We start from the raw sequence: 24340 nt of genomic DNA on the forward strand, positions 1-24340 counted from the left end.
AGCCCGACCAGAGGTCGGGCTCAAAATCGGCTGCGCCCTCCACAGGACGCAGCCCCTGCAAAACAGCCGAGCCGTTTGCCTTACCGCCGCGCTTAAGCGGCCAGCAGCGAACGCAGCACGAACGGCAAAATCCCGCCGTGCTTGTAGTAGTCGACTTCGATCGGCGTGTCGATGCGCAGCAGCACCTGCACGCGCTTCTCGCTGCCGTCCTTGCCGCGAATCACCAGCGTGACCTCCTGTTGCGGCTTGAAGTCCGCACCGAGGCCTTCGATGTCGTACGTTTCTTCGCCGGTGATGCCGAGCGACTGCACGCTATCCGAACCCTTGAACTGCAGCGGCAGAACGCCCATGCCGACCAGGTTCGAACGGTGAATCCGCTCGAAGCTGCGTGCGACCACGGCCTTCACGCCCAGCAGTTGCGTACCCTTCGCCGCCCAGTCGCGCGAGGAGCCCGTGCCGTACTCTTCGCCCGCGAACACGATGGTCGGCGTGCCCGCCTCGATGTACTTCATGGCTGCGTCGTAGATCGACTGCTGTACGCCGCTCGGCTGATGAATCGTCAGTCCGCCTTCAACGCGCGAGCCGTCTGCCCGCGCCGGGATCATCAGATTCTTGATCCGGACGTTCGCGAACGTGCCGCGCATCATCACGTCGTGGTTGCCGCGGCGCGAGCCGTAGCTGTTGAAGTCGGCCTTCTGCACGCCGTTTTCCTTCAGCCACTTGCCGGCCGGCGAATCTTCCTTGATCGAGCCAGCCGGGCTGATGTGGTCGGTCGTGACCGAGTCACCGAAGATGCCCAGTGCCCGCGCGTTCTTGACCGGTGCGATGCTGTCGGCCGGCGTCATCGAGAAATCGTCGCCGAAGAACGGCGGCTCTGCGATGTAGGTCGACTTCGGCCAGTCATAGACCTGGCCTTCTTCGCCTTCGATCTTGCTCCACAGGTCGCCCTTCTTGGTGAGCTGCGCGTAGTTCTTGCGGAACGCCTCGGCGTCGAGCGCGAACTTCAGCAGCTCGTTGACTTCTTCGCTGGTCGGCCAGATGTCGCCCAGGTAGATGTCCTTGCCGCCCTTGCCCTTGCCGACCGGTTCGGTCATCAGGTCGCGCGTGATATTGCCGGCGATCGCGTAAGCGACGACCAGCGGCGGCGAGGCGAGGAAGTTCGCGCGGATGTTCGGGTGAATCCGCGCCTCGAAGTTGCGGTTGCCCGACAGCACGGCGGCCGCGACGATGTCGTTCTTGGTGATCGCTTCGTTCAGTTCGGGCGTGAGGTCGCCGGCGTTGCCGATACAAGTCGTGCAGCCGTAAGCGGCCAGCGTGAAGCCGAGCTTGTCCAGGTACTTCAGCAGGTCGGTCTTGGTCAGGTATTCAGTGACGATACGCGATCCCGGAGCCAGCGAGGTCTTGATGTGCGGAGCCACCGTCAGCCCGGCTTCCACCGCCTTCTTCGCGAGCAGACCGGCGGCCAGCAGCACGCTCGGGTTCGACGTGTTCGTGCACGACGTGATCGCGGCGATCAGCACGTCGCCGTTCTTCACGTTCACGCCGTTGCTCGTCGTATATTGCGCGTCCAGATCGGCTTCCTTCTTCGCAAAGCCGTTCTCCGACACCGGCTTCGAGAACAGGTCGCTGAAAGTCGACTTCACATTGCCGATTTCGATGCGGTCTTGCGGACGCTTCGGACCGGCCAGCGACGGCGCGACCGTGCCGAGATCCAGCGTGACGACCTTCGTGAAGTCGATGTCGCCTTCCTTCGGAATGCCGAACAGATTCTGTGCCTTGAAGTAGTTCTGGAACGCCGCGATTTCCGCGTCGGTACGGCCAGTGCCCTTGAAGTAGTCGATGGTCTTTTCGTCGACAGGGAAGAAGCCCATCGTTGCACCGTATTCCGGCGCCATGTTGCCGATCGTCGCGCGGTCCGGCAGCGACAGCGAGCGCGTGCCTTCGCCGAAGAACTCGACGAACTTGCCGACAACCTTTTCCTTGCGCAGCAATTCGGTGATGGTCAGCACCAGGTCGGTGGCCGTCACGCCTTCGCGCAGTTTGCCCTTCAGGTTCACGCCGACCACGTCCGGCGTCAGGAAGTACACCGGCTGGCCGAGCATGCCGGCTTCAGCTTCGATGCCGCCCACGCCCCAGCCCACCACGCCGATACCGTTGATCATCGTGGTGTGGCTGTCGGTGCCGACCAGCGTATCCGGGTAGTACACCGTGTCCGCGCCGTCAGCCTTCTTGTGCACGCCGCGTGCGAGGTATTCAAGGTTCACCTGGTGAACGATGCCGACGCCCGGCGGCACGACCTTGAACGTGTCGAATGCCTGCATGCCCCACTTCATGAACTGGTAGCGCTCGTTGTTGCGCTGGAATTCCAGTTTCATGTTCAGGTCGAGTGCGTTCTTTTCACGGAAGTGATCGATCTGCACAGAGTGATCGACGACCAGATCGACCGGCACCAGCGGCTCGATCGACTTCGGGTTCTTGCCCGCGCGCTGCGCGACACCGCGCATGGCGGCGATGTCGGCGAGCAGCGGCACGCCGGTGAAGTCTTGCAGCACGACGCGCGACACGACGAACGGGATTTCGTCGACGCGAGCGGCGCTCGGCTTCCAGTTTGCCAGTTGCGTGATGTGTTCCTCGGCGATCTTCTTGCCGTCATAGTTGCGCAGCACCGATTCCAGCACGATACGGATCGAAACCGGCAGGCGGTCGATCTTGATGTTCAGTGCCTTGCCGAGTTGCGGCAGGGAGTAGAACTTGCCTGTGCCGGAACCGCTGTCGAATTCCTTGAGCGTTTTGTGGAGGTTGTGGGCCATGGTGTTTTCCTTGGTTTGATCGCGGAACTACAGTACTTGACTAAATGACGTACAGATCGACGTATTCATTGACCGGCATGGCTTCGAGCCTTGCCTGATCGAGCGACACGTCCAGAATCGCCAGTTGTTGCTTGATCGGAAAGCGCCGCGCGAGATTGGTCCTGAACTTCTCGACCAGCAACGGAATCCCGTCTTCGCGACGGCGCTTATGACCGATCGGGTATTCGACTACGACTTCGTCGAACTTCGAGCCGTCGTTGAATTCGATCGTCAGTGCATTGGCGATCGAACGTTTCTGGGGATCGTGGTAATCCTTGGTGAACTGCGCGTCTTCGACACATTCCATCTTTGCGCGCAGCACATCGATGCGCGCGTCCAGCGCAATCGAATCTTCGTAATCTCCGGCCGTCAGCCGGCCGTGGATCAGCGGCACGGCGATCATGTACTGGATGCAATGATCGCGATCAGCCGGATTGTTCAGTGGGCCTTTTTTATCGATGATGCGGATCGCGGCTTCATGGGTGCGCACCGTGATCTTGCTGATGTCCTCGACCCGCTTGCCCGCCGCTTTCAATTGCGCGTGCAGCGTGAGCGCGGCTTCCACGGCGGTTTGCGCGTGGAATTCGGCTGGGAACGAGATCTTGAACAACACGTTTTCCATTACGTACGAGCCATACGAACGCTGGAATCTGAAAGCGTTGCCCTTGAACAGCACGTCGTAGAATCCCCACGTCTTCGCGCTGAGGACCGACGGATAGCCCATCTCGCCGGTTTTCGAAATCAGTGCGAGACGCACGGCGCGCGAGGTCGCGTCGCCCGCGGCCCAGGACTTGCGCGAACCGGTGTTCGGGGCGTGGCGATACGTGCGCAGCGCGTGCCCGTCGACGAACGCCTGCGACACCGCGTTGATCAGTTCGTCGCGCGTGAGGCCGATCAGGTGGCCCACCACGGCGGTCGACGCCAGTTTCACCAGTAATACATGATCGAGCCCGACCTTGTTGAAGGAGTTTTCGAGCGCGATACAGCCTTGAATTTCGTGCGCCTTGATCATCGCGATCAACACGTCTTTCATCGCCAGCGGCGATTTGCCTGCTGCGATGGCAGTGCGCGAGAGCCAGTCGGCTGTCGCGAGAATGCCGCCGAGGTTATCCGATGGATGACCCCATTCGGCGGCGAGCCATGTGTCGTTGAAATCGAGCCAGCGGATCATCGCGCCGATGTTGAAGGCGGCCTGAACCGGGTCCAGCTGGAACGACGTGCCCGGCACCTTCGCGCCGTTGGGAACGATCGTGCCGGGCACGATCGGTCCCATCAGCTTCGTGCAGGCCGGGTAGGTAAGCGCCTCGAGTCCGCAGCCGAGCGTATCGATCAGACAGTGACGCGCGGTTTCCAGCGCGAGCGTGCTGTCGACCTGAAAGTCCAGAACGTAGTCGACGATATCGACGAGGACGGAGTCCGGGTCGGGTCGCACGTTGGAAATCGGAGCGGACATCGGGGAGCGTTCCTGACGGCGGTGATTAGTTGGCGGTCCGGTTGATCGCGTTCGATTGCGTCGGAGCCGGCGCGCCTTGCTCCATGGCTACCGTCTTGCATTCGTCGGCCAGACGCGAGCTGTCCTTGTCCTGGAACAGCATCGCCTTGGTCGGGATCACGACGAGATCCATGCCGGTTGCGGCGTCGTGGAAACGGTCCGCGCCCGTGGTGGTCGCTTCGCGCGGCAGATTGTAGTTTTTGTTCGCCCAGTGAACCGTGACGATCTGATCACGCTTCATGTCGCCCTTCATTTCGAACGCGAGGCCGTCCTTGCAGGACCACTTTTCCGCGCCTTCCGGTACCGGATCCACCTTCGCTTCCCTGGCGGGATTTTCCTTGCGCTTGATCAGGCGGCGCGGCTGCGGGCGTTTCGCGACAGCCTTCGTAGCCGGCTTCGTGGTGGTCGCCGGTTGTGCGGCGGCATTCGTCGAGACGGACAGCATCGTCGTGGACAGCGCGCCAATCACGGCAGCGATCATCAGCTTTTTCATGGAGAAAACCTTTCTAGTTTCAGTTAAACATTGCGCGGCCTACCGGTCCTGGCGACCGCGCGGGTTGAACTGCACGCGCTCAGAAAGCGCACAGCGACCGCTATTTTCTCCTATTTAGCGGGAGGTACTTCAAATTCTCGGGTCCGGTGTAATTCGCGCTCGGCCGGATGATCTTGTTGTCGATGCGCTGCTCGATGATGTGCGCGCTCCAACCGGCCGTGCGCGCGATCACGAAAAGCGGCGTGAACATCGCCGTGGGCACGCCCATCATGTGATACGAAACCGCGCTGAACCAGTCGAGGTTGGCGAACATCTTCTTCGCGTCCCACATCACCGATTCGAGCCGCTCGGCGATTTCGAACAGCTTGGTGTTGCCCGCTTCCTTCGAGAGCTTGCGCGCGACTTCCTTGATCACCTTGTTGCGCGGGTCCGAGATCGTGTACACCGGATGGCCGAAACCGATCACCACTTCCTTGTTCTCGACGCGACGGCGGATGTCCGCCTCGGCTTGGTCGGGCGTCTGGTAGCGCGACTGGATCTCGAACGCGACTTCGTTGGCGCCGCCGTGCTTCGGGCCGCGCAGTGCACCGATCGCGCCGGTGATCGCCGAGTAAATGTCCGAGCCCGTGCCCGCGATCACGCGGCCAGTGAACGTCGATGCGTTGAACTCATGCTCGGCGTACAGGTTCAGCGACACATGCATCGCGTCGACCCACGACTTCGACGGCTCCACGCCATGCAAGAGATGCAGGAAGTGGCCGCCGATCGACTCGTCGTCGGTCTCGACCTCGATGCGCTTGCCGTTATGCGAGTAGTGGTACCAGTACAGCAGCATCGAACCGAGCGAAGCCATCAGCTTGTCAGCGATGTCGCGCGCGCCCGGCAGATTGTGATCGTCTTTCTCCGGCAGCACGGTGCCGAGCACCGATACGCCCGTGCGCATCACGTCCATGGGATGCGCGGCGGCGGGAATCCATTCGAGCGCGGCCTTCACGTTCGCGGGCAGCCCGCGCAGGCTCTTGAGCCGGGTTTTGTAGGCAGTCAGTTCGGCCTGGGTCGGCAGCTTTTCGTGGACCAGCAGGTACGCGATTTCTTCGAATTCGCACGCGCTCGCGAGGTCGAGAATGTCGTAGCCGCGGTAGTGCAGGTCATTGCCGGTCTTGCCGACCGTGCACAGTGCGGTGTTGCCCGCCGTTACGCCGGATAGCGCGACGGATTTCTTCGGTTTGAAGCCGCCTTCTGCGCCAGCGGCCTGCGTCGTCTCGCTCATCTCCCGCCTTCTCCTGTTGGCTTGCTCTTAACTGCTGCGTGGACCGTCGCGTTCACGATGCGCACTGTCCGTGAGCGCCTACTTGCGCGAAGAGCGGCGCAGCCTCTTGCGCAACGGCGCGGCCCGTGGCTTGCGCGCGGCGCAGCACCGACCAGTAATAGCGATAGCTCGCGCGGTCGTGCAACGTGTCGTGATGGCGCGTCGGTCCCCATTGCGCGGACTGCGCGGCCAGCAGGATCTCGGTCGCCGTGGCGATTTCTTCGTCGCGCGGCGCGAACGCGGCGACGATCGCCTCGATCTGCGCCGGGTGAATGCTCCACATCCGCGTATAGCCGAATTCGTTGCGAGCGCGCGCTGCGTCGTTCGCGACCACGCTCATGTCGCGCACTTCCGTGCTGACGTTGTGCGACGGCACTTTGCCGTGCGCGTGGCAGGCCGCCGAAATCTCCAGCTTCGCGCGCCGTACCAGCGGATGATCAAACTGGCCCGGCGAGCGCATCGCGGTGTCGGGAATCGCGCCGTCGTGCGCGGAGACGAAATCCATCAGGCCGAAGCTCAGCGCTTCGACGCCCGGCAACGCGGCCAGTTCGAACACGCGCGTGAGCGCGCCGTGGGTTTCGACCAGCAAGTGCACCGGCACGGGCTGCGCGAGGCCCAGCTCGCGCCGCGTCGCCTCGATGAACGCGACCATCTCGGCGGCGTCGGGGACATTGCGGATTTTCGGCAGCGTGATGTAAGTAGGTGGTCGCTTCGCGGCGCGAAGGATCAGGCGCACGTCGTCACGCCAATGCGCATTGTCGAAGTCGTGAATGCGCACGCCGACGCGGCCGAAGCTGTCGTGCTCGCTACCGAGCAGCGACGCGACCAGCTCCGCATGCTCCGCCTCGCGGCCGACTTGCGCACCGTCTTCGCAATCGAGCGTGATATCGAACACCGGCCCCAGTTGCTGCTGCAACGCGAGCGATTTCAGCATCAGCTTTTCGCTGCCGGCGTAGTGATCACAGGCAGGCAGTACCGCGGGCGGCACTTCGCCGTCAAACAGCACTTCGGCGGGTGTGAGGGCGCGCATCTTCGGCGTCAGGGGCGTGGGTAGTGATTGGTGAGAACCGATTCGGGCGCGTTCTGCCCGGCCGCCGTGCGGCCGTCGCAAAACGCGTTCGGATCAGCTGCAAAACGCTGCATTTGCACAAAAAAACCGGAACCCGCCGCGGTGACGCTTCGGAGTTCCGGTTAGTCGGCATGCAGTGCTTAGCCGAGCAGATGCTGAACGCCTTCGCGTTCTTCCAGCAGTTCCTGCAGCGTGCCGTCCATCTTTTCGCGCGAGAATGCGTCGATTTCCAGACCTTCGACGCGCTTATATTCGCCGTTTTCGCACGTGACGGGCACGCCGTAGATGATGTCTTCCGGAATGCCATACGAGCCGTCCGACGGAATGCCCATCGTCACCCACTTGCCGTTCGTGCCGAGAATCCAGTCACGCACGTGGTCGATCGCAGCGTTGGCCGCCGACGCCGCCGACGACAGGCCGCGGGCTTCGATGATCGCCGCACCGCGCTTGCCGACGGTCGGGATGAACGTGTTGCGGTTCCATTCTTCGTCGTTGATCAGCTTGGTCAGGCTCTGACCTTCTGCCGTTGCAACGCGGAAGTCCGGGTACATGGTCGGCGAATGGTTGCCCCACACCGCCAGCTTTTCGATCGACGCGACCGGCTTGCCCGACTTGGCCGCCAGTTGTGACAGTGCGCGGTTGTGGTCCAGACGCAGCATTGCGGTGAAGTTCTTCTTCGGCAGATCCGGCGCCGACTTCATTGCAATGTACGCGTTCGTGTTAGCCGGGTTGCCGACCACCAGCACCTTCACGTCGCGGCTGGCAACTTCGTTCAGCGCCTTGCCTTGAACCGTGAAGATTTCAGCGTTGGCCGACAGCAGGTCCTTGCGCTCCATGCCTTTCGAACGCGGACGCGCGCCGACCAGCAGAGCCACGTCTGCATCCTTGAATGCGACCTTCGGGTCGTCGGTGATCACGACGCCCGACAGCAGCGGGAATGCGCAATCATCCAGTTCCATCACGACGCCTTTGACGGCGCCTTGCGCTTGCGGCAGGTCGAGCAATTGCAGGATGACCGGTTGATCCTTGCCGAGCAGATCGCCATTGGCGATGCGAAACAGCAGGGAGTAAGCGATTTGACCTGCGGCGCCGGTGACGGCAACGCGCTTTGCGGGCTTAGCCATTGAGTAATCTCCAGGACGATGCGTTAGACGCTAGGGAAAACGCCATTCTATATGCGCGTTCAGCGAAGCGTTATGAAACACGGCGGAATTCGCTGTTCGCGCCCGGTCTCGCCATTTGCCGAGGCCGGGCGGCGTGTTCGGCAAGACCGCCATGCCGGAAACCTGTTCTGCCGAATGTCCTCCACCGGGCTGCGTGCGGGTGCCCGAGCGGCAACCAACCATTGCCGCAGCGGACCTCGTTCGGGCGGGAAACTGACTGCGAAGCCCGGAACGCTGGCGGCGCGGTGTTTTCTCGGGAAGACGGGGACGCGACTTCGATACGCCGGGTAGCCCCTGCACGGTGCGGGCTCCTGCGAACAGCCTGTTTCGGCAAGCGTCTGGCCAACGGCTGGCGGCGAATCGAAACGTGAACTGCGTGGGAACAGCATGGTGCAAAGAGGCTGCCGGCGCGTTGCGCAGCTGCGCTGGGCAACCGCCGAAAAAACCCGCAAACCCTTGCTCGACAAGGAGTGTAGGAGCCGCCAGACGCAAAGTCAACATTATCTTATGTCTTATATAAGACACATCTGTTGCCGGGAAAAACCTAGACGCACCCCAGTCCTTTATGATGAAATGCGCGCATGAATTCGAACCCGGCGAACACCAACCACCCGAGCGGCCAAGGGGCTGCGGGAGAAGGTGTATCCGCTGCTGCACCAGCTGCGTCGCCTACGTTCAGCCCGCTGTACCAGCAGATCAAGGGGCTGATCACGCAAAGTCTGGAAGGCGGCGAATGGAAGCCGGGCGAGATCATTCCTAGTGAAGTCGAATTGGCCGCAAGATACAAGGTCAGTCAGGGCACGGTGCGCAAAGCGATCGACGAACTTGCCGCCGACAACCTGCTGGTGCGCCGCCAGGGCAAGGGTACGTTTGTCGCAACGCACAACGAGGACCGCGCGCAGTTTCGTTTCCTGAGACTGCTGGCCGATGACGGTGCGGAGCATCCGCACGTGAGCCGCCTGCTCGAGTGCCGGCGTCTGCGCGCTTCAGCGGAAATCGCCCGGCAACTCGATCTGAAGCCAGCCGATCCGGTAGTGCTGATCAAGCGCTTGCTGCAGTTCGACGGCGAAATCACGGTACTCGACGAAATCTGGCTACCCGGCGCGGTGTTCCGCGGACTTACGCTCGAGCGTCTGTCGGAGTACAAGGGTCCACTCTATGCGATGTTCGAGACGGAGTTCGGCACCCGGATGATCCGCGCGACCGAGAAGATTCGCGCGGTGGCGGCCGAGCCTTCGGTGGCCGAACTGCTGCGCGTGCCGGCGGGCTTTCCGCTGCTGTCGGTCGAACGGGTGTCCTATACGTACGGCGACCGGCCGGTCGAAGTCCGGCGCGGTTGGTATGTCACGACCGGGTACTACTATCAGAATGATCTCAGCTGAATCGGGCTGAAACAACGCGCGCATCCCACGCGCGCGCCTGTTTGAGGGCGCCTTTCTCGCCCGCACTGCAACGGACCTGTGGTGGTTTTCGCTGCAGCGCGATATGAAAAGGCGCTAAAATTGCGGATTAGTGTGACTACAAGTAGGGGTCTAGCATGGCTGAAGCCGTAAAAAAACCGAGGCCGGAATTCCGGAACATCGGTATTGGGCAAATATTGACGGCATACCGTCTTCCGCTAGCGGGGCGAGTGTCGATCCTGCACCGTCTGAGCGGTGGTCTGCTGTTTGTTTTTCTTCCGTTCCTGCTGTACCTCTTCGATCAGAGCCTGACTTCCGAATTGAGTTTCGGCGTCTTCAAAGGGTTCCTCTCCAACATCATCGTCAAGCTCATCACGCTCGTTCTTGCGTGGGCTTTCCTGTTTCACTTCTGCGCCGGCGTCCGTCACCTTGTGATGGATACCAACCACAACGCGGTGTCGAAGGAAAAAGGCAAGCAGACCTCCATCGTGGTGCTTGTCGTGTCGTCGCTGCTCACCCTTGCATTCGCGGCAAAACTGTTCGGAGCATTCTAAAAAATGTCAGCCAATAACCGAATCGGTTCGAAGCGTCTCGTCGTCGGCGCGCATTACGGTCTGCGCGACTGGCTCGCGCAACGCATCACCGCCGCAGTGATGGCCATTTACACGGTGATCCTGCTCGCGTGGTTCTTCGGCGCGCAGGACTTTTCGTACGAAGGCTGGGCGTCGATCTTCGCGACGCAATGGATGAAGCTCGCCACGTTCGTGATGCTGCTGTCGCTCTTCTATCACGCGTGGGTCGGTATCCGCGACATCTGGATGGACTATGTGAAGCCCGTTGGCACGCGTCTGTTGCTTCAGGCGCTGACGATCGTCTGGCTGCTCGCATGTGCGGGCTACGCTGCGCAGATTCTCTGGAGAGTGTAAAAGAATGGCTGCAATCAAGAATAATCTGCCGCGTCGCAAGTTTGACGTGGTTATCGTCGGCGCAGGCGGCTCGGGGATGCGCGCTTCGCTGCAACTCGCGCGCGCCGGTCTGTCGGTCTGCGTGCTGTCCAAAGTGTTTCCGACGCGTTCGCATACTGTCGCGGCTCAAGGCGGCATCGGGGCATCGCTCGGCAACATGAGCGAAGACAACTGGCACTATCACTTCTACGACACGATCAAGGGCTCCGACTGGCTCGGCGATCAGGACGCGATCGAGTTCATGTGCCGCGAAGCGCCGAATGCAGTCTACGAACTCGAACACTTCGGCATGCCGTTCGACCGCAACGCGGACGGCACGATTTATCAGCGGCCGTTCGGCGGCCACACCGCGAACTACGGCGAAAAGCCGGTGCAACGCGCTTGCGCGGCGGCTGACCGTACCGGTCACGCGCTGCTGCATACGCTGTACCAGCAGAACGTCGCGGCCAGGACGCAATTCTTCGTCGAATGGATGGCGCTGGACCTGATCCGCGACGCCGACGGCGACGTGCTCGGCGTGACCGCGCTGGAAATGGAAACCGGCGACGTCTACATCCTCGAAGGCAAGACCACGCTGTTCGCTACGGGCGGCGCGGGCCGCATCTTCGCGGCATCGACCAATGCGTTCATCAATACGGGTGACGGCCTGGGCATGGCCGCACGTTCGGGCATCGCGCTGCAGGACATGGAATTCTGGCAATTCCACCCAACCGGCGTGGCCGGCGCGGGCGTGCTGATTACCGAAGGCGTGCGTGGCGAAGGCGGCATTCTGCGCAATTCGAATGGCGAGCGTTTCATGGAGCGCTATGCGCCCACGCTGAAGGATCTGGCGCCGCGCGACTTCGTTTCCCGTTCGATGGATCAGGAAATCAAGGAAGGCCGCGGCGTGGGTCCGAACAAGGATCACGTGCTGCTTGACCTGTCGCACATCGGTGCGGAGACGATCATGAAGCGTCTGCCGTCGATCCGCGAAATCGCGTTGAAGTTCGCGAACGTCGACTGCATCAAGGAGCCGATTCCGGTCGTGCCGACCATCCACTACCAGATGGGCGGTATCCCGACGAACATCAACGGTCAGGTGGTCGGCACGCCGAACGGTCATGAAGAAGTGGTCAACGGTTTCTATGCCGTGGGCGAATGCTCTTGCGTGTCGGTGCACGGCGCGAACCGCCTGGGCACGAACTCGCTGCTCGACCTCGTGGTGTTTGGCCGCGCGGCCGGCAACCACATCGTCAAGCACGTGAACGACATGAAGGAGCACAAACCGTTGCCGGCCGACGCTGCCGACATGGCGCTGTCGCGTCTGGACAGGCTCGACAGGTCGTCCTCGGGCGAGTACACGCAGAACGTCGCGAACGACATCCGCGCCACGATGCAGGCGCACGCTGGCGTGTTCCGCACGTCGGAGCTGCTCGCCAAGGGTGTCGAGCGCATCCGCGAAGTGACCGAACGTGTCGACAACATCCATCTGAAGGACAAGTCGAAGGTGTTCAACACGGCCCGTGTCGAAGCGCTGGAAGTGGCGAACCTGATCGAAGTGGCACGCGCCACAATGGTCTCCGCCGAAGCGCGCAAGGAAAGCCGTGGCGCGCACGCGCAGGACGACTTCGAACATCGCGACGACGAAAACTGGCTGCGCCATACGCTGTGGTTCAGCGAAGGTGATCGCCTCGACTACAAGCCGGTTCACATGCAACCGCTGACCGTCGAATCGGTGCCGCCGAAAGCGCGTACCTTCTAAGGCACAAGTCAAAGGAATTCAGAAATGGCAAAGCGTACATTCGAAATTTACCGCTACGACCCGGACAAGGATGCGGCTCCCCGCATGCAAACGTATGAGATCGACATCGACTCGCACGAACGCATGCTGCTCGACGCGTTGCTCAAGCTGAAGGCAATGGACGAGACCTTGTCGTTCCGCCGTTCATGCCGTGAAGGCGTGTGCGGTTCCGACGCGATGAACATCAATGGCAAGAATGGTCTGGCCTGTTTGCAGAACATGAACGATCTGCCGCAAAAGATCGTGCTGCGTCCGCTGCCGGGCCTGCCGGTTGTGCGCGACCTGATCTGCGACTTCACGCAGTTCTTCAACCAGTACCATTCCATCAAGCCGTACCTGATCAACGATACGCCGCCGCCGGAAAAAGAACGCCTGCAGTCGCCGGAAGAACGCGACGAGCTGGATGGCCTCTACGAATGTATTCTGTGCGCTAGCTGCTCGACGTCGTGCCCGAGCTTCTGGTGGAACCCGGACAAGTTCGTCGGCCCGGCTGGGCTGTTGCAAGCCTACCGTTTCATCGCGGACAGCCGCGACGAAGCGACGGGTGAACGTCTCGACAATCTGGAAGATCCGTACCGTCTGTTCCGTTGCCACACCATTATGAATTGCGTCGACGTTTGCCCGAAGGGCCTGAACCCGACGAAGGCGATCGGCAAGATCAAGGAATTGATGGTTCGCCGCGCTGTCTGAGATGGACGAAACACCGCATCAGTCCGACCCTCTCCGCCGCGCGCGTCTTCGCTGGCGTGCGCGGCGGGGCTTGCTGGAAAACGATCTGATCTTCGAGCGTTTTTTCAGCCGATATGAGCATGACCTCAGCGATGCCGATGTGGGCGCCCTCACGCGCCTGCTCGAGCTGAGCGATAACGACCTGATGGACTTGCTGCTCGTGCGCAAGGAACCTGAAGGCGAGCTTGCCGACCCGGATGTGATCCGGGTGCTGGAGCTGCTGCGCAACGCGTGAGCGCCGCCGTTTCGCCACCAGTCCATTGACCCAGGCGTGCGATTATCGAAACCCTGTATTCATACTTCGATTGAGGATCTGCTATGACCCCGTCAGATGTTAAAGCCACGCTATCGTTCAGCGACAATTCGCCTAGCGTTGAAATGCCGATTTACAAGGGCACGCTCGGCCCGGACGTGATCGACATTCGTAAACTTTACGGCCAGACCGGCAAGTTCACGTACGACCCGGGCTTCATGTCGACGGCGGCGTGCAATTCGGCGATCACCTACATCGACGGTGACAAGGGCGAACTGCTGTATCGCGGCTATCCGATCGACAACCTGGCGCAGAACGCCGACTTCCTCGAAACGTGCTATCTGCTGCTCAAGGGCGAACTGCCCAACGCAAAGCAGAAAACAGAGTTCGTCAGTACCGTCACGAATCACACGATGGTGCACGAGCAGATGCAGTTCTTCTTCCGCGGCTTTCGTCGCGACGCGCACCCGATGGCGATTCTGGTCGCCGCCGTGGGCGCGCTGTCGGCGTTCTATCACGACTCGCTCGACATCAACAATTCGCGTCATCGCGACGTGTCCGCCATCCGCATGATTGCGAAGCTGCCGACGCTGGTCGCAATGGCGTACAAGTACAGCATCGGCCAACCGTTCGTCTATCCGAAGAACGACCTGTCGTACAGCGCGAACTTCATGCGCATGATGTTCTCGAACCCCTGCGAGGACTATGAAGTCAACGACGTGCTGGTGCGCGCGCTCGACCGCATCCTGATTCTGCACGCGGATCACGAGCAGAACGCGTCGACCTCGACGGTGCGTCTCGCCGGTTCGTCGGGTGCGAATCCGTTCGCGTGTATCGCGGCGGGTATCGCCTGTCTGTGGGGCCCGGCGCACGGCGGTGCGAACGAAGCCGCGCTGAACATGCTGGAAGAAATCGGCTCTGTCGACCATATTCCTGAGTTCATCAAGCAGGTGAAGGACAAGAACTCGGGCGTGAAGCTGATGGGTTTCGGCCATCGCGTGTACAAGAACTACGATCCGCGCGCGAAGCTGATGCGCGAAACCTGCCACGAAGTGCTGGAAGAACTGGGCCTGCACGACGACCCGCTGTTCAAGCTGGCCATGGCGCTGGAAAAGATCGCGCTGGAAGACGAATATTTCGTGTCGCGCAAGCTGTACCCGAACGTCGACTTCTACTCGGGCATCGTGCAGCGCGCGCTGGGCATTCCGACGTCGATGTTCACGTGTATCTTCGCGATGGCGCGTACGGTGGGCTGGATCGCACAGTGGAACGAAATGATCGCTGATCCTGAGCAGAAGATTGGCCGTCCGCGTCAGCTGTTCATCGGCGAGACGCAGCGGGAAGCGAAGCCGCTCGCGCAACGTTGATCGGATCTAAGCCTGCTGCGTAGTTTGTAGCGGTTGTCCTGTTGCGAATGAGCGTGGAGTCCGCGCCACGGAAAACGCCCCAACGGGTTTAACGTTGGGGCGTTTGCTTTTGCAATGCAGCGCGGCACGGGGCTGGGGCGTCGCGGCGTGCTGGCGTTGCTGCTTCGGCGCATGACGCCACCCTCGCGCGAACCTGTGCCGGGTAACGCCCATACAGGTATCGACACTACCACCCAACTCCCTGTTTTTTATCGCTTTTTCAGCAGATTGAGGGGCCCATGGCGGGGCGCTGCGTGGCATAATCGACCGACACAGTCAGCCCGCAGTCATTACTACCCCGCATACCATGGCACAGACTCTCTACGACAAATTGTGGAACACACACGTGGTCCACACGGAAGAAGACGGTACGACGATTCTTTATATCGACCGTCACCTGCTGCACGAAGTGACCAGCCCGCAGGCGTTCGAAGGCCTGAAGCTGGCGGAGCGGCCGGTGTGGCGCATCAGCGCGAATCTGGCCGTCTCGGACCACAACGTCCCGACCACGGACCGCAGCCACGGCATCGCCGACCCGGTGTCCAGGCTGCAAGTCGACACGCTCGATTCGAACTGCGACACCTACGGGATCACGCAGTTCAAGATGAACGACCTGCGGCAGGGCATCGTGCACATCATCGGGCCGGAGCAGGGGGCCACATTGCCGGGCATGACCATCGTCTGCGGTGACTCGCACACGTCCACGCACGGCGCGTTCGGCGCGCTGGCGCATGGTATCGGCACCTCGGAAGTCGAGCACGTGCTGGCCACGCAAACGCTCTTGCAGAAAAAGAGCAAGAACATGCTGATCAAGGTCGAAGGCCCGTTGCCGCGCGGCTGCACCGCGAAAGACATCGTGCTTGCGATCATCGGCAAAATCGGCACGGCGGGCGGCACCGGCTACGCGATCGAGTTCGGCGGTTCGACGATCCGCGCGTTGTCCATGGAAGGCCGCATGACGGTCTGCAACATGGCCATCGAAGCCGGCGCGCGCGCCGGTATGGTCGCGGTCGACGACACCACCCTCGAATACCTGAAAGGTCGCCCGTACTCGCCGCAGGCCGGCGAGTGGGATCACGCGGTCGAGTACTGGAAGCAGTTCAAGTCGGACGAGGGCGCGCATTTCGATCGCGTCGTCGAACTGAGCGCCGCGGAAATCGTGCCGCAAGTCACGTGGGGTACGTCGCCGGAAATGGTCACGGCCGTGGACGGCCGCGTGCCGGACCCGGAGCGCGAAAAGGATCCCGTCAAGCGCGATGCGATGGAACGCGCGCTCAAGTACATGGCGCTCGAACCCAATGCGCCGATCGAATCGATCAAGCCCGATAAAATCTTCATCGGGTCGTGCACCAACGCGCGCATTGAAGACCTTCGCGCCGCGGCTTACGTCGTGAAGAAACTGGGCCGCCGCGTCGCCCCGAACATCCGTCTGGCGATGGTTGTGCCGGGTTCGGGCCTCGTCAAAGCGCAGGCCGAGCGTGAAGGCCTCGACAAGGTCTTTACCGACGCCGGTTTCGAATGGCGCGAACCGGGCTGCTCGATGTGTCTCGCAATGAACGCCGACCGGCTGGATCCGGGCGAGCGTTGCGCATCCACTTCGAACCGTAATTTCGAAGGTCGTCAGGGCGCCGGTGGACGCACTCACCTGGTGAGCCCCGCAATGGCCGCGGCCGCAGCCATCGAAGGGCATTTCGTCGATATTCGCAAGCTTGGATGAATCGCATGATGAAGAACATGAATCGCAGCACTCTATTGCGCCGCTTCGCACTCGGTACGCTCGCCGGGCTATTGCTCGGTCTGGCCGGTTGCAACACGGTGCACGGATTCGGCCAGGACATGTCTCACCTCGGCAATTCGATCAGCAATCACGCTGAGAAATAAGCGGTTTTTGATTGTTGCCGGCGACGCGACGAGCGGCTTTTCGGCCGCTGCGCGCGTCGCCCGCTCTTGAAACAGGCGCAAGCGTCATGGATAAATTCATCGTACACACCGGCGTCGTGGCGCCGCTCGATCGCGAGAACGTCGACACGGACGCGATCATTCCGAAGCAATTCCTGAAGTCGATCAAGCGTACGGGCTTTGGTCCCAACGCGTTCGACGAATGGCGTTATCTCGATCACGGCGAACCGGGGCAGGACAACTCGAAGCGGCCGCTGAATCCGGATTTCGTGCTGAATCAACCGCGTTATCAGGGTGCATCGGTGCTGCTGGCGCGCAAGAACTTCGGCTGCGGCAGTTCGCGCGAGCATGCGCCGTGGGCATTGCAGCAATACGGTTTTCGCGCGCTGATCGCGCCGAGCTTCGCGGATATCTTCTACAACAACTGCTTCAAGAACGGCCTGCTGCCGATCGTGCTGACCGAACAGCAAGTCGATCACCTGTTCAACGAAACCTATGCATTCAACGGCTTCCAGTTGACCGTCGACCTGGAAGCGCAAGTCGTGCGCACCGCGGACGACAGCGTCGAATACCCGTTTGAGGTCGCGGGTTTCCGCAAATACTGCCTGCTGAACGGTTTCGACGATATCGGCCTGACGCTGCGTCACGCGGACAAGATTCGCCAGTTCGAAGCGGAGCGTATCGCCAAACAGCCGTGGCTGGATCACCGTATCGTCGGATAAGCGCATGAGGGCCTCGTGCCCGCGCCGATTCGTGCTCAACAGTCTCGAAGAAAATCATCAAGGAATTCGCATGAAGATCGCAGTGTTGCCGGGCGACGGCATCGGTCCCGAAATCGTCAAGGAAGCCGTGAAGGTGCTGAACGTGCTCGGCGAGAAGTTCGAACTCGAAGAAGCGCCGGTTGGCGGTGCGGGCTACGAAGCGAAGGGCCACCCGCTGCCTGAGTCGACGCTGGCGCTTGCGAAAGAAGCGGACGCGATCCTGTTCGGCGCGGTCGGTGACTGGAAGTACGACAAGCTCGAACGCGCGCTGCGCCCTGAGCAGGCGATTCTTGGTCTGCGCAAACACCTGGAGCTGTTTGCGAACTTCCGTCCGGCGATCTGCTATCCGCAGCTCACCGGCGCGTCCTCGCTCAAGGAAGAGATTGTCTCGGGTCTCGACATTCTGATCGTGCGCGAACTGAACGGCGACATTTACTTCGGCGCGCCGCGCGGCGTGCGCACAGCGCCGGACGGCCTGTTCGCCGGCGCAAAGGAAGGCTTCGACACAATGCGTTATTCGGAACCGGAAGTGCGTCGCATCGCGCACGTCGCGTTCCAGGCAGCGCAAAAGCGCGGCAAGAAGCTGACCTCGGTGGACAAAGCCAACGTGCTGGAAACGTCGCAGTTCTGGAAAGACATCATGATCGAGGTGTCGAAGGAATATGCGGACGTTGAACTGTCGCACATGTACGTCGACAACGCCGCGATGCAACTGGTGAAGGCGCCGAAGTCGTTCGACGTGATCGTCACCGGCAACATGTTCGGCGACATCCTGTCCGACGAGGCGGCCATGCTGACGGGCTCGATCGGCATGCTGCCGTCGGCCTCGCTCGACAAGAACAACAAGGGTTTGTACGAGCCGTCGCACGGGTCCGCGCCGGATATCGCCGGCAAGGGCGTGGCCAATCCGCTCGCCACCATCCTGTCCGCGGCAATGATGCTGCGTTATTCGCTGAACAGGGCGGACCAGGCCGATCGCATCGAAAGCGCGGTGAAGACGGTGCTCGAGCAGGGCTATCGCACCGGCGACATTCTCACGCCGGGTTGCAGGCAGGTGGGCACCGCCGCGATGGGCGACGCCGTCGTCGCAGCGCTGTAAACCGCGTTGCACTCAACGCAGTAACGGGTCGTCAAACGCCCGTTAAAACGCAAATCGGCCCGAAAATGGGCCGATTTGCGCGTAATACGGACGGTAGCGGCGAATGACGTCGCCAGTTTCGGGTTTTCGTGTATATTGTAGCGATGGCGCAGATCTCCCAAATCTCCTCGATTTTGGAACTGCACGGCAAAACGGCCCGTGCGGTTGAGTTCGCCATCGTCACCACGACGCTCATCAAAACAATTACCCCGAAAACGATCACGAAACGCTGATCGTCCGTCGTGCCCGCTCATCTTCCCCGCGCGGTCACTGCGGGCAAAGATGCGGGGAAGTCTCCACTCGAAGGGTATCAAGTCATGAACGTAGGTCTCGTAGGTTGGCGCGGCATGGTCGGCAGCGTCCTGATGCAACGCATGCAGCAGGAAGGCGATTTCGACTTGATCGAACCGGTGTTTTTCAGCACCAGCAACGCGGGCGGCAACGCGCCGTCGTTCGCCAAAAACGAGACCAAGCTCAAAGATGCGACCAGCATTGAAGACCTGAAGAAGTGCGAAGCAATCATCTCCTGCCAAGGCGGCGACTATACGAACGAAGTCTTCCCGAAGCTGCGCGCGGCGGGCTGGAACGGCTACTGGATCGACGCGGCCTCGTCGCTGCGCATGAAAGATGACGCGGTCATCGTTCTCGATCCGGTCAATCTCGACGTGATCAAGAACGCGTTGGTCAAGGGGCAGAAGAATTTCATCGGCGGCAACTGCACGGTCAGCCTGATGCTAATGGCGCTCGGCGGCCTGTTCCGCGAAAACCTCGTCGACTGGATGACGGCCATGACGTATCAGGCCGCTTCGGGCGCGGGTGCGCAGAACATGCGCGAGTTGCTGCAGCAAATGGGCACGCTGTATGGTGCGGCCAAGGAAGACCTGGCTGATCCGTCGTCGGCGATTCTCGACATCGACCGTCGCGTGTTGAGCGCGATGAACAGCGATCGCATGCCGACCGACCATTTCGGCGTGCCGCTCGCCGGCTCGTTGATTCCGTGGATCGACAAGGATCTCGGCAACGGCATGTCGAAGGAAGAGTGGAAGGGCGGTGCCGAAACCAACAAGATTCTCGGCAAGCCGGCCATGGGCACGCCGGGTTCGATCCCGGTCGACGGTCTGTGCGTGCGCATCGGCGCGATGCGCTGCCACTCGCAGGCGCTGACCATCAAGCTGAACAAGGATGTGCCGCTCGACGAGGTGAACAGCATCCTCGCGTCCGGCAACGACTGGGTCAAGGTCGTGCCGAACGAGCGCGAAGCGTCGATGCGCGATTTGTCCCCGGCGGTGGTCACGGGCACGCTGACGGTGCCGGTGGGCCGGGTGCGCAAGCTGGCGATGGGCGGCGAATATCTGTCGGCCTTCACCGTGGGCGATCAGCTGCTGTGGGGCGCGGCCGAACCGCTGCGTCGCATGCTTCGCATTGTGCTCGACAAGTGAAGTAAACTACGCGCTCACGACGCGTAGAAAACCAGGAAGCGTCGCGCTTGCGCGGCGCTTTTTTCATTGTGTGCTCCGATCATCTTGTCACTTTCGAACCGCGAACAAGGGCTGCGCGCTGACGCGCCTGGAGTCCCGATGAACCTTCGACTCTCATCCCTTCGGGCTATGTCCAATCATCAAGATAAAAACCGTTTGACGGGCCGCCCGGCGGCCGCAGCCGCTTTGGTTTTGGCGCTGGCCGGCGCTGGCATGGGCAGCGCGCTCGCCGCGCCCGGCGATGCCGCGAGCGCGCCGGACGCCGCCTCAGTCTCGTATGCGGCCGGCAGTCAATACACGGTGCGGCCCGGGCAGTCGTTGAACGACGTGGCGATTGCGGTGACCCAGTCGCACGATCGGGCGACGCTCGCACGTGCGACGCACGCGCTGTTCGACGCGAATCCGAACGCGTTCATGAGCCACGATCCGAGCCGGATGCGTGTGGGAGCCGTGCTGACGATTCCGGCGCTCGATGCTTCGGGGGCTTTGGCGGCTGCTTCGACTGCTTCGTCGCCGGCTGCGCAGGCGGCTGCGGGCGCGGCTGCGCCGGGTACCGCGGCGGCGACTGACGCGGCGAGCGGCGCCGCGCAGGCCAATGCGGTTGCAGCAAGTGCCGCGAGCCCGGCAAGTTCGGCGGCTCGTTCCGCTGCGCCGGCCGCGCCTGTCACGTCACAGGTCGCCAGCGCGCCGGCTGAGGCACGCGCGGCGCCGGCTGGCGCGGCCGTAAGCGGTGCGGTTTCGTCGGCACCGGTCGCGGGTAGCCAGGCGGCATCGTCGTCCGCCAGCGACGGGCGCGAGTGGTCGGGCGCGATTCAACCGACGGCTAGCGAGCCTGCCGCTGTCGCTCGACCCCGCGCTCCGGCGACGGCGGGTGCACAGCCGGCATCCCAGCCGCACGCGCAGGTTTCCAGCTTGCAGCAATTGCTCGCGCTGAAGAACCGCGTGCTGATGGAATTGCAAAAGCACGGCATCGGTGGCGCGCCGGTGGCAACCAGCGGCACTGCGTCCGTGGGCGGGTCCGCGTCGGTGCCGGCTGCATCGTCGGCCAAGCCGGCCGAAACGGCGCATGCGAGCGCGGCAGTGGTTCCCGTGCCGAATAGTCCCGGCATGTCGCAAACGGGGTTGAGCATCGCGGCGGCGGTGGGCGCAGCGTTGGTTGTTCTGCTCGCGGCTTTACGGACGCTTCGGCGCAAGCGGGAGGCTGGTGGGGCGGCGGAGGCGGCGTCCGCGGATGGCCGTGCCGCATCGACACCGGCAAGCGACCAGCAGATGCTCGCGAGCCGGGCAGCACGTGCGCGTGACGGTGAATCGGCGGGGGAAGCGGCCGCGCTGGCGGGCGAGGATAGGGCGGCACAGGACGAGCCGGCGGCCGAACGCGCGGCAGGCGAAAGTGCAGTGGCGGAACATGCGGCAGCTCAACGCGTAGCCGAACACGCAGCAGCCGAAAAAGCAGCAGCTGAAAAAGCAGCAGCTGAAAAAGCAGCGGCCGAACAGACATCACCCCAACAGACAGCACCCGAACGCACGTCAGCCGAACCGTCATCAGCGGATCACACGGCAGCAGGGACGGTAGCACAACAGGCAATGGCCGAGCCAGCCGCGGGGCACGAAGCTCGCGCCGACAGCGTCACCCAGGACCCCGCTTCACCGAAGCGAAGCGGGCAAATACCCGCCGCGTCGCCCGTACACGCCGAACCGGCTCAACCATCCGCGAACGCCCCGCAGCTCGCCGAAAGCGCTTCCTCATCGGAGCCTCTTCCCGCGGCTCCTCCAGAGACGAGCAACGGCGCGACGACGGCCCCAAGCCTCGCCGCCGCGGCGGAACTGGGCGCCGAAGCGTTGCCGCTCCAGCCGCTGGACCCGCTCGAACCGCTCGACGAACCGCGGCAGCGCGACGACCCCACTCGCCACCGGCAATGGAACGACGAACCGGCGCGCAGCGCGCCGAGCGCCCAACAGGAGCCCGCCACCGATAGGCAGGATCATCCCGATACTCCCGCACCGGTGATCGACTTCGCTCAGCAAAACACCGAGTCGCGCACCGTGCCCCCGTTGGGGCAGCCGTCCGACGATGCGGTCTCGAGCACGTTCCCCGAACCGTCGACGCCCGCTCAGCCCGTGTCCGCTGCCCCGAGCGCATTCCCGCGCGATGCCGTCGACGCGTTCAGCAGCCTCGACATGCCGCTGCCGCCGCGCATCGACTCCCCGGCCGACACCGGGCATGCCGCAACATCGGCCGCGACACAGCCGGCAGCGTCGCCGCAAGACGCCGCTCAGCACGCGATCACGTCGCAAGAACTGGACGACAGCCCGCATATCGCCGATGAAATCGCCGCCGGCACGGCCGGTCATGCGGCGCTCGCGGGCTTGGGCGCGCGCAGCTTCGGCGCGCTGAACCTCGACTTCGATCTGGAACTGCCGCCGAGCCCAGCCCCGCCGCTGCCTGCGTTCACGCAAACCGATCTGATCCGTATTGCCCGCAACAAGCTCGATCTGGCCTCCGAGTACATCGAACTGGGCGATCTGTCCGGCGCACGCACGCTCATCAACGAAGTGATCGAAGCGGACGATCCGGCCACGCGCACCGAGGCGCGCGCGTTGCTCTCGACGCTGGCGCCCTTGTCGTGAGGCGGATTGCATTAGGCGTCCAGTACGACGGCGCAGCATTCGGCGGTTGGCAGGCGCAACCGCACGGTAGGACGGTGCAGGACGAACTGGAACGGGCGCTGCGCGAATTTGCTCAGACGCCCGTGCGTACCGTGGTAGCGGGCCGCACCGATGCGGGTGTGCATGGGCTGGGGCAAGTCGTGCATTTCGACACGGAACTCGACCGTTTGGACGTCTCCTGGGTACGCGGCACGAACGCGTTTCTGCCGAAGACGATCGGCGTCCAGTGGGCCAAGCCGATGCCCGACGAGTTTCATGCGCGCTTTTCGGCATTCGAGCGAACCTATTACTACGTGCTCTACGTCAGTCCGGTGCGCTCGCCGATGCTGGCGACCCGGGCCGGCTGGGTGCATGTGCCGCTCGACGTCGACGCGATGCGGGCCTGTGTCGTTCATGTGCTCGGCGAACAGGACTTTTCGGCGTTCCGTTCGTCGCAATGCCAGTCGAAAACGCCGATCAAGCATCTGTACGAAGTCGACGTTCGGCCGCAGGGCGACTTCATTCATTTCCGCTTCCGGGCGAACGCGTTCCTGCATCACATGGTGCGCAACCTGATGGGCTGCCTGATCGAAATCGGGCGCGGGCGCCGGCCGCCCGAATGGCTGGCCGACGTGCTCGCGAGCCGCAGCCGCGACTGCGCCGCGCCGACCTTCATGCCGGACGGCTTGTATCTGGCGCAAGTGGGCTATCCTGAGAAATTCGCCGTGCCCGCGCCGAAAACGGGCAGCGTGCCGTGGAGTACCGTATGGACCGAGCAACCGGAAATATGAAAGCTAGTCAAGACCTCGCCCACCCGGCGGGTGCCGCGCAAGATGCGCCCAACGTGCCGCATCGCACGCGCATCAAGCTGTGCGGACTGTCGAAACCGGCGGACGTCACTCACGCGATCGAGCTGGGCGCCGACGCGATCGGCCTCGTGTTCTATCCGCCGAGCCCGCGCTCGGTCAGCGTCGCGCAAGCGGCCGAACTGGTGCGCGACGTGCCGCCTTTCGTGTCCGTGGTCGGGCTGTTCGTCAACGCGACGCCCGAATGGATTCACGAAGTGGCGAGCAATGTCGGGCTCACTCTACTTCAATTTCATGGCGACGAGACCCCCGAGCAGTGCGAATCGCTCGCGGGCGTTGCGGGTTTGCCTTGGTTGCGCGCATTGCGCGTTGCGGCGGATACTCAACCGGCCGATTTGGTAGAATCGGCTCTCAACTATTCAGCGGCCAATGGTCTTCTGCTCGACACGCATGTCGAGGGCTATGGCGGCGGCGGAAAGGTTTTCGATTGGTCACTTATTCCAGCAGAGCTCGCGCGTCGGGCCGTTTTGAGTGGTGGGTTGAACGCGCAAAACGTCAGTGATGCGATCCATCGCGTGCGCCCGTACGCGGTCGATGTCTCGAGCGGCATCGAAGTCGCGGGCGCCAAGGGCGTGAAGGATCACGCCCGGATGGCGGCATTCGTGCGCGCGGTGCGCGCAGCGGATGTCGAATGATTCCCCACT

Annotated in this window: 22 protein-coding genes; 16 read left to right on the forward strand and 6 right to left on the reverse strand. The window is 62.4% G+C overall.

The genetic code is table 11. The features are described from left to right. Positions 1-92: 92 nt before the first annotated feature. From acnA to ABQJ48_RS13990, 6 genes are all read right to left on the reverse strand, one after another. Positions 93-2810 (reverse strand): aconitate hydratase AcnA, encoded by a 2718-nt coding sequence (gene acnA, locus ABQJ48_RS13965; protein WP_367838594.1) that lies wholly within the window; start codon positions 2808-2810, stop codon positions 93-95. A gap of 40 nt (positions 2811-2850) precedes the next feature. Then, a complete protein-coding gene (locus ABQJ48_RS13970; protein WP_367838595.1) occupies positions 2851-4302 on the reverse strand; it encodes a bifunctional 2-methylcitrate dehydratase/aconitate hydratase in 1452 nt (483 codons plus the stop codon). Positions 4303-4327: 25 nt separating this feature from the next. Continuing rightward, positions 4328-4834, reverse strand: a complete 507-nt coding sequence (locus ABQJ48_RS13975; protein WP_367838596.1) for a hypothetical protein — start codon at positions 4832-4834, stop codon at positions 4328-4330. 100 nt (positions 4835-4934) lie between these two features. Further along, the gene (prpC, locus tag ABQJ48_RS13980; protein WP_367838597.1) at positions 4935-6104 is read right to left on the reverse strand and encodes a bifunctional 2-methylcitrate synthase/citrate synthase; all 1170 of its coding nucleotides are present in this window, start codon (positions 6102-6104) and stop codon (positions 4935-4937) included. A gap of 52 nt (positions 6105-6156) precedes the next feature. Beyond that, entirely contained in the window at positions 6157-7173 is a 1017-nt protein-coding gene (locus ABQJ48_RS13985; RefSeq protein ID WP_367838598.1) for an HpcH/HpaI aldolase/citrate lyase family protein, read from the reverse strand. A 179-nt stretch (positions 7174-7352) separates the two neighbouring features. Further along, the gene (locus tag ABQJ48_RS13990) at positions 7353-8336 is read right to left on the reverse strand and encodes a malate dehydrogenase (protein WP_367838599.1); all 984 of its coding nucleotides are present in this window, start codon (positions 8334-8336) and stop codon (positions 7353-7355) included. Between the two features lie 620 nt (positions 8337-8956). On the opposite strand from ABQJ48_RS13990, the gene ABQJ48_RS13995 reads away from it, so the two are divergent. The 16 genes from ABQJ48_RS13995 (at position 8957) to ABQJ48_RS14070 (ending at position 24331) form a co-directional block, all read left to right on the forward strand. Further along, entirely contained in the window at positions 8957-9757 is an 801-nt protein-coding gene (locus ABQJ48_RS13995) for a GntR family transcriptional regulator (RefSeq protein ID WP_367838600.1), read from the forward strand. Positions 9758-9912: 155 nt separating this feature from the next. After that, the gene (gene sdhC / locus ABQJ48_RS14000) at positions 9913-10329 is read left to right on the forward strand and encodes a succinate dehydrogenase, cytochrome b556 subunit (protein WP_367838601.1); all 417 of its coding nucleotides are present in this window, start codon (positions 9913-9915) and stop codon (positions 10327-10329) included. Between the two features lie 3 nt (positions 10330-10332). Further along, on the forward strand, positions 10333-10701 hold the full coding sequence (gene sdhD / locus ABQJ48_RS14005) for a succinate dehydrogenase, hydrophobic membrane anchor protein (protein WP_367838602.1): 369 nt from the start codon (positions 10333-10335) through the stop codon (positions 10699-10701). 4 nt (positions 10702-10705) lie between these two features. Next, positions 10706-12481, forward strand: a complete 1776-nt coding sequence (sdhA, locus tag ABQJ48_RS14010) for a succinate dehydrogenase flavoprotein subunit (protein WP_367838603.1) — start codon at positions 10706-10708, stop codon at positions 12479-12481. Between the two features lie 24 nt (positions 12482-12505). Further along, positions 12506-13210 carry a succinate dehydrogenase iron-sulfur subunit gene (locus ABQJ48_RS14015; protein ID WP_367838604.1) on the forward strand — a complete coding sequence of 235 codons (705 nt, stop codon included), beginning with the start codon at positions 12506-12508 and terminating at the stop codon, positions 13208-13210. A 1-nt stretch (position 13211) separates the two neighbouring features. Then, a complete protein-coding gene (locus ABQJ48_RS14020) occupies positions 13212-13484 on the forward strand; it encodes an FAD assembly factor SdhE (RefSeq protein ID WP_367838605.1) in 273 nt (90 codons plus the stop codon). Between the two features lie 83 nt (positions 13485-13567). Then, a complete protein-coding gene (gltA, locus tag ABQJ48_RS14025; RefSeq protein WP_367838606.1) occupies positions 13568-14869 on the forward strand; it encodes a citrate synthase in 1302 nt (433 codons plus the stop codon). Positions 14870-15215: 346 nt separating this feature from the next. Beyond that, complete coding sequence (leuC, locus tag ABQJ48_RS14030; protein WP_367838607.1) at positions 15216-16625, forward strand: 3-isopropylmalate dehydratase large subunit; 1410 nt, start codon at positions 15216-15218, stop codon at positions 16623-16625. A gap of 5 nt (positions 16626-16630) precedes the next feature. Continuing rightward, on the forward strand, positions 16631-16789 hold the full coding sequence (locus ABQJ48_RS14035; RefSeq protein ID WP_121320181.1) for an entericidin A/B family lipoprotein: 159 nt from the start codon (positions 16631-16633) through the stop codon (positions 16787-16789). Positions 16790-16875: 86 nt separating this feature from the next. Beyond that, positions 16876-17529 (forward strand): 3-isopropylmalate dehydratase small subunit, encoded by a 654-nt coding sequence (leuD, locus tag ABQJ48_RS14040; RefSeq protein ID WP_367838608.1) that lies wholly within the window; start codon positions 16876-16878, stop codon positions 17527-17529. Positions 17530-17599: 70 nt separating this feature from the next. After that, positions 17600-18667, forward strand: a complete 1068-nt coding sequence (gene leuB / locus ABQJ48_RS14045) for a 3-isopropylmalate dehydrogenase (RefSeq protein ID WP_367838609.1) — start codon at positions 17600-17602, stop codon at positions 18665-18667. Positions 18668-18795: 128 nt separating this feature from the next. Further along, positions 18796-18939: a hypothetical protein gene (locus ABQJ48_RS14050; RefSeq protein WP_367838610.1), complete on the forward strand. Its 144-nt coding sequence runs from the start codon at positions 18796-18798 to the stop codon at positions 18937-18939. Positions 18940-19023: 84 nt separating this feature from the next. Beyond that, positions 19024-20145: an aspartate-semialdehyde dehydrogenase gene (asd, locus tag ABQJ48_RS14055; RefSeq protein WP_367838611.1), complete on the forward strand. Its 1122-nt coding sequence runs from the start codon at positions 19024-19026 to the stop codon at positions 20143-20145. Between the two features lie 138 nt (positions 20146-20283). After that, entirely contained in the window at positions 20284-22812 is a 2529-nt protein-coding gene (locus ABQJ48_RS14060; protein ID WP_367838612.1) for a FimV/HubP family polar landmark protein, read from the forward strand. After that, positions 22809-23621: a tRNA pseudouridine(38-40) synthase TruA gene (truA, locus tag ABQJ48_RS14065; protein ID WP_367838613.1), complete on the forward strand. Its 813-nt coding sequence runs from the start codon at positions 22809-22811 to the stop codon at positions 23619-23621. The genes ABQJ48_RS14060 and truA overlap by 4 nt, the downstream gene beginning before the upstream one ends. Next, the gene (locus ABQJ48_RS14070) at positions 23618-24331 is read left to right on the forward strand and encodes a phosphoribosylanthranilate isomerase (RefSeq protein ID WP_367838614.1); all 714 of its coding nucleotides are present in this window, start codon (positions 23618-23620) and stop codon (positions 24329-24331) included. The genes truA and ABQJ48_RS14070 overlap by 4 nt, the downstream gene beginning before the upstream one ends. The last annotated feature ends 9 nt before the right edge of the window (positions 24332-24340 follow it).

Source organism: Paraburkholderia suaedae (assembly GCF_040812055.1).
Lineage (GTDB): Bacteria > Pseudomonadota > Gammaproteobacteria > Burkholderiales > Burkholderiaceae > Paraburkholderia.